The sequence below is a fragment of the Ammonicoccus luteus genome (assembly GCF_050880385.1).
Lineage (GTDB): Bacteria > Actinomycetota > Actinomycetes > Propionibacteriales > Propionibacteriaceae > Enemella.
Genome location: NZ_JBNZCI010000009.1, coordinates 26,199 through 38,933 on the forward strand (window position 1 = coordinate 26,199; position 12,735 = coordinate 38,933).

The 12,735-nt window shown below is 67.9% G+C and carries 14 protein-coding genes and 1 tRNA gene; 5 read left to right on the forward strand and 10 right to left on the reverse strand.

Annotated features, from left to right (window positions below; all coding sequences use genetic code 11):
- Nucleotides 1-44 precede the first annotated feature (44 nt).
- The 5 genes from ACQ260_RS15960 to ACQ260_RS15980 form a co-directional block, all read right to left on the reverse strand.
- The gene (locus ACQ260_RS15960) at nt 45-311 is read right to left on the reverse strand and encodes a phosphoribosyl-ATP diphosphatase (protein WP_432560571.1); all 267 of its coding nucleotides are present in this window, start codon (nt 309-311) and stop codon (nt 45-47) included.
- A gap of 62 nt (nt 312-373) precedes the next feature.
- Nucleotides 374-1,615 (reverse strand): cysteine--1-D-myo-inosityl 2-amino-2-deoxy-alpha-D-glucopyranoside ligase, encoded by a 1,242-nt coding sequence (gene mshC / locus ACQ260_RS15965; protein ID WP_432560459.1) that lies wholly within the window; start codon nt 1,613-1,615, stop codon nt 374-376.
- A gap of 61 nt (nt 1,616-1,676) precedes the next feature.
- Nucleotides 1,677-2,450, reverse strand: coding sequence for an SCO1664 family protein (locus ACQ260_RS15970; protein WP_432560460.1), 774 nt, complete (start codon nt 2,448-2,450; stop codon nt 1,677-1,679).
- A 13-nt stretch (nt 2,451-2,463) separates the two neighbouring features.
- Nucleotides 2,464-3,069: a DUF3090 domain-containing protein gene (locus ACQ260_RS15975; protein ID WP_432560461.1), complete on the reverse strand. Its 606-nt coding sequence runs from the start codon at nt 3,067-3,069 to the stop codon at nt 2,464-2,466.
- Between the two features lie 4 nt (nt 3,070-3,073).
- Entirely contained in the window at nt 3,074-3,814 is a 741-nt protein-coding gene (locus ACQ260_RS15980; protein WP_432560462.1) for a histidine phosphatase family protein, read from the reverse strand.
- Nucleotides 3,815-4,037: 223 nt separating this feature from the next.
- Between ACQ260_RS15980 and ACQ260_RS15985 the strand changes: the two genes are divergently transcribed.
- Entirely contained in the window at nt 4,038-4,868 is an 831-nt protein-coding gene (locus ACQ260_RS15985; protein ID WP_432560463.1) for an undecaprenyl-diphosphate phosphatase, read from the forward strand.
- Here the strand turns inward: ACQ260_RS15985 and ACQ260_RS15990 are convergent.
- Nucleotides 4,865-5,911, reverse strand: a complete 1,047-nt coding sequence (locus ACQ260_RS15990) for an LLM class F420-dependent oxidoreductase (RefSeq protein ID WP_432560464.1) — start codon at nt 5,909-5,911, stop codon at nt 4,865-4,867. The two genes, ACQ260_RS15985 and ACQ260_RS15990, sit on opposite strands and share 4 nt — an antisense overlap.
- 121 nt (nt 5,912-6,032) lie before the next feature.
- Between ACQ260_RS15990 and ACQ260_RS15995 the strand changes: the two genes are divergently transcribed.
- Complete coding sequence (locus ACQ260_RS15995; protein ID WP_432560465.1) at nt 6,033-6,458, forward strand: hypothetical protein; 426 nt, start codon at nt 6,033-6,035, stop codon at nt 6,456-6,458.
- A gap of 42 nt (nt 6,459-6,500) precedes the next feature.
- Complete coding sequence (locus ACQ260_RS16000; RefSeq protein ID WP_432560466.1) at nt 6,501-7,478, forward strand: aldo/keto reductase; 978 nt, start codon at nt 6,501-6,503, stop codon at nt 7,476-7,478.
- A 47-nt stretch (nt 7,479-7,525) separates the two neighbouring features.
- Here ACQ260_RS16000 and ACQ260_RS16005 read toward each other — a convergent pair.
- A tRNA-Leu gene (locus tag ACQ260_RS16005) sits at nt 7,526-7,611 on the reverse strand.
- A 137-nt stretch (nt 7,612-7,748) separates the two neighbouring features.
- Between ACQ260_RS16005 and ACQ260_RS16010 the strand changes: the two genes are divergently transcribed.
- The gene (locus tag ACQ260_RS16010; protein WP_432560467.1) at nt 7,749-7,961 is read left to right on the forward strand and encodes a DUF5703 family protein; all 213 of its coding nucleotides are present in this window, start codon (nt 7,749-7,751) and stop codon (nt 7,959-7,961) included.
- A gap of 26 nt (nt 7,962-7,987) precedes the next feature.
- On the opposite strand, the gene ACQ260_RS16015 is transcribed toward ACQ260_RS16010, so the two are convergent.
- Complete coding sequence (locus ACQ260_RS16015) at nt 7,988-8,782, reverse strand: DUF5134 domain-containing protein (protein WP_432560468.1); 795 nt, start codon at nt 8,780-8,782, stop codon at nt 7,988-7,990.
- A gap of 90 nt (nt 8,783-8,872) precedes the next feature.
- Complete coding sequence (gene pdxR, locus ACQ260_RS16020; RefSeq protein ID WP_432560469.1) at nt 8,873-10,267, reverse strand: MocR-like pyridoxine biosynthesis transcription factor PdxR; 1,395 nt, start codon at nt 10,265-10,267, stop codon at nt 8,873-8,875.
- A gap of 82 nt (nt 10,268-10,349) precedes the next feature.
- Between pdxR and pdxS the strand changes: the two genes are divergently transcribed.
- Nucleotides 10,350-11,255: a pyridoxal 5'-phosphate synthase lyase subunit PdxS gene (pdxS, locus tag ACQ260_RS16025; RefSeq protein ID WP_432560470.1), complete on the forward strand. Its 906-nt coding sequence runs from the start codon at nt 10,350-10,352 to the stop codon at nt 11,253-11,255.
- Between the two features lie 48 nt (nt 11,256-11,303).
- On the opposite strand, the gene fumC is transcribed toward pdxS, so the two are convergent.
- Entirely contained in the window at nt 11,304-12,716 is a 1,413-nt protein-coding gene (gene fumC, locus ACQ260_RS16030) for a class II fumarate hydratase (protein ID WP_432560471.1), read from the reverse strand.
- Nucleotides 12,717-12,735 lie beyond the last annotated feature (19 nt).

Sequence of the window (12,735 nt, forward strand, 5' to 3'; positions counted from 1 at the left end):
GCCGGTCGTTCACGGCGCAATCCAATCTGCGGGTGGTGCGGGGATCAGAGGTGGCGATAGACGTCATCGGGCTCGAGGCCCAACGCAAGCATCATCACCTGGAGGTGATAGATCAGCTGGCTGATCTCTTCAGCGGCTTCTTCGGTCGACTGATATTCAGCCGCCATCCAGACCTCGGCGGCCTCTTCGACGATCTTCTTTCCGATCGCGTGGACACCTGCGTCGAGCCGCTTGACGGTCGACGAACCCTCCGGCCGCGTCCGGGCGATCTCGGTCAGCTCGGCGAACAAGCCGTCGAAAGTCTTCACGATGCCCCACCCTAACGCGTGGTGCGCCCGGCGCCGACCGCGTTTCGCGCCGGGACTCGAGTCCGTCAGACGCGCACGCCGAGCAAGGCGTCGGCCAGCGCGGTCACGAGAGCCGGGGCGTCGGTGTCGTCGCCGTCGACCGCCAACGAGGCTGCGGCCCACGTGTCGATCGCGCTCAGCGCACGAGGTGCGTCGAGGTCGTCCGCCATCGCGGTGCGAACCTCGGCGATGACGTCATCGGCCGGGAGCGCGGCGGACAGCCCGGTGGCCTGTCGCCACGCATCGAGACGCTGCTCGGCCTCGACCAGCAGTGCGTCGGTCCACGACCAGTCGCTGCGGTAGTGGTTGGCCAGCAGCGCAAGGCGAATCGCCATCGGATCGGTGCCGGCGGCGCGCAGCTTGGAGACGAGCACAAGGTTGCCCTTGGACTTCGACATCTTCTCGCCGTCGAGACCCACCATGCCGGCGTGGACGAACGCCTCGGCGAAGGGCTCGCCGGTCGCGACCACCGCCTCGGACGAGCTCATCTCGTGGTGCGGGAAGGCAAGGTCGGAGCCACCCCCTTGGACATCGAAGGTCGAGCCGAGGAAGTGTTCGGCGATGGCTGCACACTCGATGTGCCAGCCGGGGCGACCGCGTCCAAAAGGACTGTCCCAGGCGGGCTCACCGTCGCGCTCCAGCTGCCACACGAGGCAGTCGAGCGGGTGGCGCTTGCCGGCGCGCTCGGGGTCGCCCCCGCGCTCCGCGAAGATCTTGAGGGCCGTCTCCTCGTCCAAGCCGGCGACCTGACCGAAGTCAGGGTCGGAGTGCACCGCGAAATACCAATCCCGGGGCTCTTCGGCGAGCTGATAAACGGAGTCGGAGCCGAACTTGTGCAGCAGATCCACCACGAGCGGAATCGACTCGACCGCACCGATGTAGTTCTGGGGCGGCACCACGTTCAGTGCCCGCATGTCGGTGCGGAACAGCTCGGTTTGATCCTCCGCCAGCGCGACCCAGTCGACCCCGGTGGCGTTGGCGCGTTCGAGCAGCGGGTCGTCGATGTCGGTGACGTTCTGCACATAGTGAACGTCGAGACCTTGGTCCCGCCAAGCACGCAGCAGCAGGTCGAAGCTCACATAGGTGTTCGCGTGCCCCATGTGGGTCGCGTCATAGGGCGTGATGCCACACACATAGAGCCGGGCGGTCCCGGATTCGGGTCCGACCACCTTGAGTTCACCGCTGGCGGTGTCGTGCACGCGCACGGGATTGAACCCACTGTCGGGGCGCGGGAGTGAGGGGACCTGGGGAGCGTGCCATGCCTGCATGGCGCGAGCCTAGCGAGCGGCCCGGACAGCCGCACGGCCTCGTGCCGGTGGTCGGTTCGGCTCAGAGCGGGGGCCAAGGGATCGATGGCCAGGCTCCCGGCGGCAGCGGGAAGGTCCCCTCGGTGAGGATCCGGAGGCAGCGCGCTTCGTACGCTTTCACCTCGGCCTCCGTGACCAACTCCGCCAGTTCTTCGCTGGCGACCAAGGCCGCGGCCACGAGGTCCGTTTCCGCCGGGGTGAGCTCGTCCCCGGCCCAGCCCCACAACACGGTGCGCAGCTTGTCCTGGACGTGGAGGCTCACACCGTGGTCGACCGCCCAGATGTGTCCACTGGCGTCGACCAGGATGTGCGCACCTTTGCGGTCCGCATTGTTGATCAGCGCGTCGAACAGCGCCATCAGGCGGAGCTGCGGCTCATCGCGGTGGATCACCGTGACGGGTCGTTCGTGGGCATCGAGGCCGTCGACGACGTCGAACCAGCCCTCCGGTGTGCGCCCCGAGCGCACCAGATCGACGACCGGATCCGCGTCGTCGTCCACGTCGATCCACGCCTGCAGCGACCCCGGACCCATCGGACCGTCGACGAGAACCGTGGCGGGCACAACGTCGAATCCCGCGGCCGCGGAGACGCGATAAGCCGCCACCTCGCGCTCCGCCAGCGTGCCATCGGGGAAATCCCACAGGGGGCGCTCACCACGAACGGGCTTATAGACGCAGGACAGCACCCCCCGCGCGGACGTGAGTTCACCGAGGAACGTCGCATTGGAGGCCTGCACGAGACGGCCTGTCAACTCCAGGTCGCCGTCGGTGAAGATCGCGGGGTCGAGAAGGTCCAAGGCCCGGGGACGCTCAGAAGAGGGGTCGTCGATAGCCATTGGCGCGCGGACAGATGTGCCCATCGGGATCGATCGGCTGCTGACAGAAGGGGCAGGCCGGGCGTCCGGCGGCGACAAGGGCCATCGAACGAGCAACGAAGTCCCGCGCCGCTGTGGGGGCGATCCGCACGATCAGCACCTCGCCCGCGCGCTCCGCCTCTGCCCGCGCGAGCGCCTCCGCCGCCTCATCCGCACCGGCGGTGTCGTCGACCTCGATGTCCAACTCCTCTTCGGAGACGGAAAACATCTCGATGACGATGCGGGAGTCCGACGGGTCCCACGCGATCGTCATGGTGCCGACCCGGAATTCTTCGGTGATCGGGGCATCCAAGGGCTCGTTGTCATAAGCGGTGTCGCGCTCCGGTGGGACTGACACCAGTCCCCCACTGAGTCGGGCGATCTCGGCGAGCACCCGGTCCACGTGTTCGGCCAAGACCGACACCTGTTGCTTCTCACACGTGACGCTGGTCAGCCGGTTGCCCTGGCGGGCCTGCAGAAAGAAAGTCCGATCGCCCGGTTCGCCGACCGTGCCTGAGACGAACCGATCGGGTGCGTCATATCGGTGCTCGACAATGGCCATGAGCTCAGCCTACGCGAGGTTCGTCGGTGCCCTCGGCCGCTCGGGCGCCGGTCTCCGGCCCGCCCGCGACTCCGGCTCCGCCCCCGACCGCTGCGTCGTCCCCGGCCTCAGCCGGCGGCACCAGCTTCGCCAGATCGCCGGACAGGGAGTTCATGGTGACGACATAGGGACGGGCATCGGTATAGCGGATCACCGACACCGACGCAGGATCCACCATGATGCGCTGGAACGCGTCGAGGTGCATGCCGAGCGCGTCGGCGAGGATCGCCTTGATCACGTCACCGTGCGAAACCGCAACCCAGGCCGCGTGGTCCCCATGGCGTGCACGCAACGTCCTGTCCCAATCGCGCACGGCCGCCACGGCCCGCGCCGACAGGGCGGTCATGGCCTCACCGCCCGGAAACACGGCGGCGGACGGCTGCTGCTGGACCGTCTTCCACAGGTCCTCGCCGGCCAGTTCCTTCAGGCTCTGGCCCGTCCAATCCCCGTAGTCGCATTCGGTCAGCCGGTCGTCCACCTCCGTCGGGATTGCTCGATCGCCGAGCATGACCTCCGTGGTCTGCCGGCACCGCAGGATGGGTGAGGCGATCGCCGACACGAGGGGCACCTCAGCCAGGCGTACGCCCGCGGCAACGGCCTGCTCCCGGCCGGTCTCATCCAACTCGACGCCGTCCGAACGGCCCGCCAGAATGCCGGCCGTGTTGGCGGTCGACCGGCCGTGACGCACGAGGAACAATGTCGTCATGTTCGCCACCCTATGCGGGGGTTTCCCGCCGACCCGCCCCCACCCCGCACGGGAACGGCTCGCTGCCTGGGCGCGGCCGTGCGCGACCATGCTTGCCCGCGTGAAGGACGCCGCGCGGACTCAACGATGGCACAAAGGGACGGAATGGACGGCCGACAGGTCTAGTGTGAGCGCGGCTCCATTCACCCTGCGGGAATCCTCCCGCCCACGACTAGGACGGCAGATGAACTGGTTCGACGCGATCGTCCTGGGCATCGTCCAGGGCCTGACCGAGTTCCTTCCGATCTCATCCAGCGCACACGTGTCGATCGTCGGTCAACTCCTGGGCGGAGTGGACCCAGGCTCGGCCTTCACCGCCATCACTCAGCTCGGCACCGAGACTGCCGTGGTGCTCTATTTCGCCAAGGACATCGGCCGCATCATCAAGCACTGGGCCCTGTCGATCGTCGGCAAGATCCCGCGCAACGACCCTGATGCCCGCATGGGCTGGCTGATCATCGTCGGCTCGATCCCGATCGGCGTCCTGGGCCTGCTGTTCGAGAACGCCATCGACCACAACCTGCGCAATCTCTGGATCACCGCGGCCATGCTCGCCGGGTTCGGCCTGGTGATCGGGGTCGTCGACCACTTCGCGAAGAACGAGCGGACGCTCGACAAGCTGACGGTGAAGCACGGCATCCTCTATGGCTTCGCACAGGCACTGGCGCTGATCCCCGGGGTATCCCGTTCGGGTGGCACGATCGCGGGCGGTCTGGCGATGGGCTACAAGCGTGAGGCCGCCGCCCGCTATGCGTTCCTCCTGGCGATCCCGGCCGTGTTCCTGTCGGGTCTGTACAAGCTCAAGGACATCCCCGGCGACCAGACCGCCGCCTGGGGCCCGATCATCGCCGCGACCGTGCTGGCCTTCTTCGTCGGCCTCGCCGTGATCCACTGGCTGCTGCGCTATATCAGCACCCACAGCTTCAAGCCGTTCGTGATCTATCGGCTCATTTTGGCGGCCGCAGTCGTCGTCATGCTGCTCACCGGTGTCCTCGACCCGCTGCCGCAGGGTTAACCGCGACTCAGTCCACGGTGGGCCTCAGCGAGCGTCTCCAGAGCGGCGAGCTTGTCGTCAATGCTCCGGCCGACCGGAGTGGCGGCACACGTCGTCAGCCCGGAGTCCGCGAGCTCGGCAAGCCGGTCGGTCAGACGCGCTCGGTCACCGAGCAGGGACGTCCGGTCGATGAACTCCGTCGGGACCTTCGCCATCGCCTCGCGTTGGCGTCCGCCGAGATAGAGGTCCTGGACCTCCGCGGCCGCGGTCGCGTACCCCATGCGAACCGCCAGGTTGTTGTAGAAGTTGTTCTTCCTGCTGCCCATGCCGCCCACATAGAGCGCGGCGTAGGGCCGGACCGGGTCGGCACAGGCCGCCGCGTCGGGACCCACAACGAGCGGAAATGACGCCTGAACGTCGAAGTCCTCGAGGTCCTTGCCGGCCTTGGCACGTCCCGCGGCGATAGCCGCGAGCTGCTCCGGCGCGAACTGCGGCGCATAGAAGAGCCCCAGCCACCCGTCGAACAACTCACCGGCCAGCTCGAGGTTCTTCGGCCCGACCGCGGCCAGATAGAACGGGACCGGGGCGACCGGGCGCACCATGAGCTTCAGCCCCTTGCCCTCTGAACCGGGCAGCGGCAGCGTGAAGTGCTCGCCGTCGTGCTCGACTACTTCGCGATTGAGCGCTTTGCGGACGATCTCGACATACTCGCGAGTACGCCCCAGCGGTTTCGCGAACGGCACGCCGTGCCACCCCTCCGACACCTGCGGCCCGGAGACCCCGAGGCCGAGGCGGAAACGGCCGCCGCTCAAATTCTGCAGACCGGCCGCAGTCATCGCGGTGTTCGCCGGCGTACGCCCGGGAATCTGCATCACCGCCGAACCCACTGCGATCGTCTCGGTTTGCGCGGCGAGCCAGCTGAGCAGGGTGACGACATCCGCGCCATAGGCCTCGGCAGCCCACACCGAGTCGAACCCGAGTTCCTCGGCCCGTCGGGTGAGGCGCAGTTGGTCCGCCGGGGTTTCGCCGCCGACCATGTAACCGAGATTCAACGCAAGACGCATGCGGGCATTGTGTCAGGGCTCGTGGACTGAGCCTGCTCGACCGGAGCACAGAAGCAGGTTGTTCCCTGACCTCGCAGGCGGCCGACAGAACCAGTCCGCGCCCGACGAGGTCCAGAACAGCATGAAGCGATTCCTCCTGGTTATTGCGCTCGCCGTCGCGACCACGGCGTTCCCGGGGTGTACGCCGGACTCCGCCGGACGGGTCTGGTCCCCCGTCACCGACGTCGACGATCCGGGCGGCCCCGGAACCGGGTTCACCCTGCGCCTGCCGGGAGATGAGCCAGCGGGCATCGTCGAGCGGGTCGACCCGGACGAGTTCCTGCTCGTCGGAGTGCACTATGACGCCTGCCATTGGAGCGATCCGCGCCTGGTTGGTGCCGGTGCGGACAGGGTCGAGGTGCAACTGGTGGAGTTGCCTCGGTACTGCGTTCAACCAATCCCTCGCCTCGCGTGGTTCGCGCTGGCGTGGTCAGATTTGCCCCGAGCGGTGACCCTCGTCGATCCTGCTGGCGAGCAGACCATGCTGCGGGACCGCCGGCGCGTCTGACGACGGATCGAGCCATCGAAGCGATCCGTTAGTGTTCCGAGCATGCGCAGACGGGTGGTCGGGAACAGCGGCCTGGAGGTGTCCGAATTCGGCCTGGGCACCATGACCTGGGGACGCGACACCCCGCCCGAACAGGCACGGCATCTGATGCGCACGTTCCATGAAGCCGGCGGGACGCTGATCGACACCGCCGCTGCCTATGGCAACGGTGATTCGGAGCGCACGATCGGCGCCCTCATGCGTGCCGACGTGGTCCGTGAGGATCTCGTGATCGCCACCAAGGCGGGATTCGTCCTGCGTGATCGGCAACGAGTCGTCGACACGTCCGCGCGGGCGCTGCTGCTGGATCTCGAGGACTCGCTCCGCCGTCTCGGCACGGACTGGATCGACCTGTGGCAGATCCACGCATGGGGTGCCGCTCCGCTTGAAGAGTCTTTGGCCGCGATGGATTCGGCGGTGGCCGCCGGCAAGGTCCGCTATGCCGGGCTCTCGAACTTCATCGGCTGGCAGAGCGCACAGGCCGCCACTTGGCAGCAGGCCTTCCCGGGCCGGACGCCGATCACGTCGAATCAGGTGGAATATTCGCTGCTCGCCCGTCGGGCCGAGGTCGAGGTCCTCCCGGCGGCGCGGGCTCTGGGCATGGGCTTCTTTCCCTGGTCACCACTGGGGCGCGGTGTCCTGTCCGGAAAATACCGTCATGGTGTCCCCCGCGACTCACGTGCCGCCGGCCACTTCGCCTGGTTCGTCGAGGCTTATCTGGAAACACGTTCCCGCGGCATCGTGGAAGCGGTGGCGCGAGCGGCGGAAGGGCTGGAGTTGACTCCGCTGCAGGTGGCGCTGGCCTGGGTCCGGGATGCTCCCGGCGTGACCGCCCCGCTCCTGGGGGCCCGCAACACGGCCCAGTTGGAGCAATGTCTGGAGACCGTCGATGTCGAGTTGCCCGACGCGATCATCGCGGCGCTCGACGACGTGTCCGGCGGGCCCGCGATGGGACGAACAGCGCTGGAAGTCGAGGAGTGATGCCAAAACGGCCCGAATCCCCTGAAGGATTCGGGCCGTTCGTTTTGTGTCCGAGAGAGGACTTGAACCTCCACGCCCTATAACGGGCACTAGCACCTCAAGCTAGCGCGTCTACCAATTCCGCCACCCGGACTCGGGTCTGCCGGTCACCCCGGCACAGCGAGAAACTATAGCAATCTCCTGCCCCGCGCGCGAACTGAGATCCTTCGGCGACCGAATGCCGGGCAACTGCCTAAGATCGTCGGAACATCCGGCTGCGTGAGGAGCGTCGTGACGAGGTACGAGCGGGATCGGCCAGGGGTGGAATACGAGATCGAGCAGGTCCGCATCCCCCACACCTGGTCGCGCAACGCGGTGCGCCGGCTGCTGACCGATCGCGCGGAGTACGGCGGCTGGGAACTCATGCGGCTGCGTCGTTATCGCGACGGCACCCGGGATGTGTGGGTGCGCCGCAAGATCATCCGGGTGCGCGCGACCCTCTGACGCACATCCATGGGAAGGCCGGACCCTCAGAACGAGAGGTAACGGAAGAACGGCAGCAGCGCGACCATCAGACCCGTGCTCATCCAGAACATGCCGAAGTTCATCGCGAAATCCGCGAGCGCGGCCAACCGAGGATTGCCGGCGACATAGTGGCCGTGCCCCGCGGCCTCATGCCCCGCGTGGTCCTGGATGATCCTGCTCGGCGCGATCACGTTCTTGAGGTTCCACAGCGCCGCGGCCAGCAGATAGGTCATGAAGGGGATCCCGATGATCGCGATGAGCATCGCGTTGTCTCCCGGTCCGGCGGTCTGCATCGGCATCGGGCCCGGCGTCGCGACCGCGTGGTCCATGGCGTGCCCACTGTTCCCCATGGCATGTCCGCCGTCGCCCATGGTGTGCCCCTCCCCCATGGCTGGCCCGCTGCTGCCGTGGCCCATACCCATCGCCATGTGGCTGAGCATGGCGGCGAGGTGCCAGGTCATCGCGCCGAACATGGCGGCATGCCCGAGAGCGTGCCAGCCATGTCGACGGGCGGTGCCGCCGGCGGCGAGGCCGCGTACCCCCAAGTAAACGAACCACAGCACAAAGACACCGAAGAAGCCGACCAGCGCGGGCAACGGAATCGCCGACACGAACGGCTGCCACCAGGTCCTGGCAACCATCAGGAGCATCACCACGGACATCGCGAGATGGGCAAGATTGGACACCAGCGTCGGGCCGGTCTGTTTGCGGGCGAGCTGATAGAGCGACCAGATCGTGCTGAACGCGAACAGCAACAGCAGTCCGACGAACTTCACCGGCATGTCGGTCAGGGTGAACATGGGCCTCCTTTTGGCAGTACGCCCACAGATGTCGCGAGAAGCGGTCGATTAGTTCCCACGCGTGATGCAGATCACACGATGGACGCTCGCTCAGCCGCCGCGGAGCACGTCGGCGATGACCGCCAGACCGCGAGCCAGTTCCTCGTCCGCGATCGCGCCGAAGCCGAACACGATGCCGGGCGGTGACTCGGTCGTCGACCAGTACGCCGACAGTCCGGTCACCAACACCCCCGCATCGGCCAGGCGCGCGAGCAACTCGGGCTCGGTCAGGCCGGTGCCGACGCAGTCGACGACTGCGTGCAGACCGCCGTCCATCGGGCGCACCGCCGCGCCCGGCAGCCCCTCCAGCCCCGTCACGACGAGCGCCCGCCGGCGCCGATAGAGATGGCGCATGCGTTGGGTGTGGCGCGTGAGGCCGCCTGCGGTCAAATAGTGGCCCACCGCTCGCTGAGTCACAAGGGACACCGGCATCCCGCGAGCGGTCCGTTCCGCGGCGACGGGGCCGATCAGGGGCCCGGGCAGGACGAGGAATCCGGTGGCGAGTGCCGGGCTGAGCGTCTTGGCGAAGGTCCCGAGCAGGACCACGCGCTCGCGCTCGTCCATGGCGGTCAGCGCGGGCAGGGGCTGGGAGGTATACCGCAACTCCGAGTCGTAGTCGTCTTCCACCACCCAGACCCCGTGTCGGTCGGCCCACTCGAGCAGTGCCTGCCGCCGGTCGATCGGCAGCGAGCCGCCCAGGGGATATTGGTGACTCGGGGTCACCAGCACCAGGTCGGGTGCCCGGTCCGGGAGCAGGTCGGTGATCAGTCCGTCACGGTCGGTCGCCAGGGTGACCAGTTCGGCACCCGCCCTGGCCACCACCTGCCGCAGTGAGGGATAGCCGGGCTCCTCAACGCCGACCCGGCGTACTCCCAGCGCACCCAGCAGAAGCGCCAACCCTTCCCTTCCGCCGGCGGTGACCGCGATCCGGTCCGGCGAGCGCACCACGGCCCGCATCCGGCGCAGGTGCTCAGCGATCGCGTGTCGCAGCGGATCACAGCCGAGCGTCGGGACCGGGACATCCAGTGGCTCGTCCGCCGCCCGGCGCCAGGCCGAGCGCCACGTGGCGTCCACCAGCGAGGACTCCATTGGCCGGCCGGGTCGCAGGTCGATCAGAGTGGGTGCGGAGCAGGTTGCGGGAGGGTGCTCCGGGCGCAGGTCGGCAGCGGGCGGGCGGACCGCGCGCACCTTCGGGTTCACTCGCGTCCCCCGCCCGCCGTGGGCGACGAGCCAGCCTTCAGCGAGGAGTTGTTCGTACGCGGCCACGACGCTGCCCCTCGAGACCCCCGCCCGGGTCGCGAGCGCGCGGGTGGACGGCAGCGGGTCCCCCGCCGTCAGGACGCCTGCGGCCAGCAGTCGGCGGATCTCCGCCACGATCTGGTCGGGCAGCGGGCCTTCTCCGCGCCGGACGCGGATCGGGAGCGCTGTGTCCGGTGTGGTGCGCACGGTCCCCCTTGAAAGTGGTCCATTGATTGTCGCTGCATTGTGGATCTGGATCGGACCATTATCCGTGGCGGATGATCGGGCCGTGACGACTGAGACAACCGACACCGGAACCACACTCATGAAGCGGGAACTCCCGGACGCCCTCAAGGGCGGCGTGATCATGGACGTGGTCACCCCTGAGCAGGCCCGCATCGCCGAAGCCTCCGGCGCCGTGGCGGTCATGGCGCTCGAGCGCGTGCCCGCCGATATTCGCGCCCAGGGCGGCGTGGCGCGCATGAGTGACCCCGACCTCATCGAGGGCATCATCGGAGCCGTGTCCATCCCCGTGATGGCGAAGGCCCGCATCGGGCATTTCGTCGAGGCCCAGGTGCTGCAGCAGCTGCAGGTGGACTGCATCGATGAATCGGAGGTGCTCTCCCCCGCCGACTACACGCATCACATCGACAAGCACGCGTTCTCGGTGCCGTTCGTGTGTGGCGCGACCAATCTGGGCGAGGCACTGCGCCGGATCACCGAGGGCGCGGCCATGATTCGCTCCAAGGGCGAGGCCGGCACCGGGGACGTGTCCGAGGCGACCAAGCACCTGCGCACGATCCGGGGCCAGATCGCGCAGCTCCGCGCGACTCTCGCGGCGAATCCCGACGAGCTCTATGTCGCGGCCAAGGAACTGCAGGCGCCCTATGAACTCGTCCACGAGGTCGCCCGCCTCGGCCGGCTCCCGGTTGCGCTGTTCACTGCCGGCGGCGTCGCGACTCCGGCGGACGCGGCGATGATGATGCAGCTGGGCGCGGACGGCGTCTTCGTGGGCTCCGGGATCTTCAAGTCAGGTGATCCGGCCAGGCGGGCCGCGGCGATCGTGCGGGCGACTGCTCGGTTCGACGACCCGGAAACCGTCGCCGACGCCTCCCGTGGCCTCGGCGAGGCCATGGTCGGCATCAACGTCGCCGATCTCCCGGCTCCGCACCGACTGGCCGACCGCGGCTGGTGAGCCGGCGGTTCGGCCGATTCGTCGTGGTGACGTTCCCGCGGGAACGTCTCACGACGCGTGCGAACCGGTCATGTCAGCCGGCACGACCCAGCGATCGAAGTCCTCTCCCGTGAGCTCGCCGGAGGTGACCGCGGCTTCCCGCAGCGTCGTGCCGTCGGCGTGCGCCTGCTTGGCGATGCGCGCTGCGGCGTCATAGCCGATGTGCCGGTTGAGCGCGGTGACGACCATCAGGTTCTTGTCAAGATTCTCGGTGATCCGCGCACGGTCGGGTTCGATCCCGACCGCACAGTGATCGGTGAAGGCGAGACAGGAATCCGCGAGGAGCCGGATCGACTCCAGCACCGCGTGCGCCATGACGGGCTTGAACACGTTGAGCTGGAAGTTGCCCTGCGAGCCGGCGAACGCGACCGTCGCATCGTTGCCGAACACCCGGACCGCCACCATCGTGAGAGCCTCCGACTGGGTGGGGTTCACCTTGCCGGGCATGATCGAGCTGCCGGGCTCGTTGGCGGGGATCGTGATCTCGCCGATCCCGTTGCGCGGGCCGGAAGCGAGCCAACGGACGTCGTTGGCCATCTTCATCGCCGCACCGGCCAGCGTCCGGAGGGCGGCAGAGACTCCGACCAGTCCGTCATGCGCCGACAGGGCCGCAAAAAGGTTCGGCGCCTGCGTGAACTCCAGTCCGGTCTCGGCACTGATCTTCTCCGCCGCGAGGACGCCGAAGTCGGGATGGGCGTTCAGTCCCGTTCCGACGGCGGTGCCGCCGATGGCGAGTTGGCGTACCCCCTCCTCAGCCTCCCGCACCATCTCCAACGCCTGGTCGAGCTGGGCGACCCACGCTCCGATCTCCTGACCGAGGGTGATGGGCGTTGCGTCCTGCAGGTGGGTGCGACCGACCTTGACCACGTCACCGAACTCGATGGCCTTCGCTTCGAGCACGTCCCGCAGGCGGGTGACAGCCGGATAGAGACGTTCGGTGAGTTCGAGGGCGACGGCAATGTGCATCGCCGTCGGGAACGTGTCATTGCTCGACTGTCCGCGGTTGACGTGGTCGTTGGGGTGCACGGGCTGCTTGGTGCCGAGCGTCCCGCCCGCGAGTTCGATCGCCCGGTTGCTGATGACCTCGTTGGCGTTCATATTCGACTGCGTGCCCGAGCCGGTCTGGAAGACGACGAGGGGGAAATGGTCGTCGAGCGCGCCGGCGATCACCTCGTCGGCGGCGCGGACGACCAGAGCAGCCACATCGTCCGGCAACTCTCCGAGCTCGGCGTTGGCCTGGGCGGCGGCCTTCTTGAGCACCCCGAGCGCGCGGATCATGGGTCTCCCCCAGACGAACGTGTCCCGGCCGATCGGGAAATTCGTGATGCTGCGTTGGGTCTGCGCACCCCAGTAGCGATCGCTCGCGACGGGCATCTCCCCCAGGGAGTCGGTTTCGATCCGGGTGGACTCATTTTCGCTCATGCTGTGACGTTACCCACGC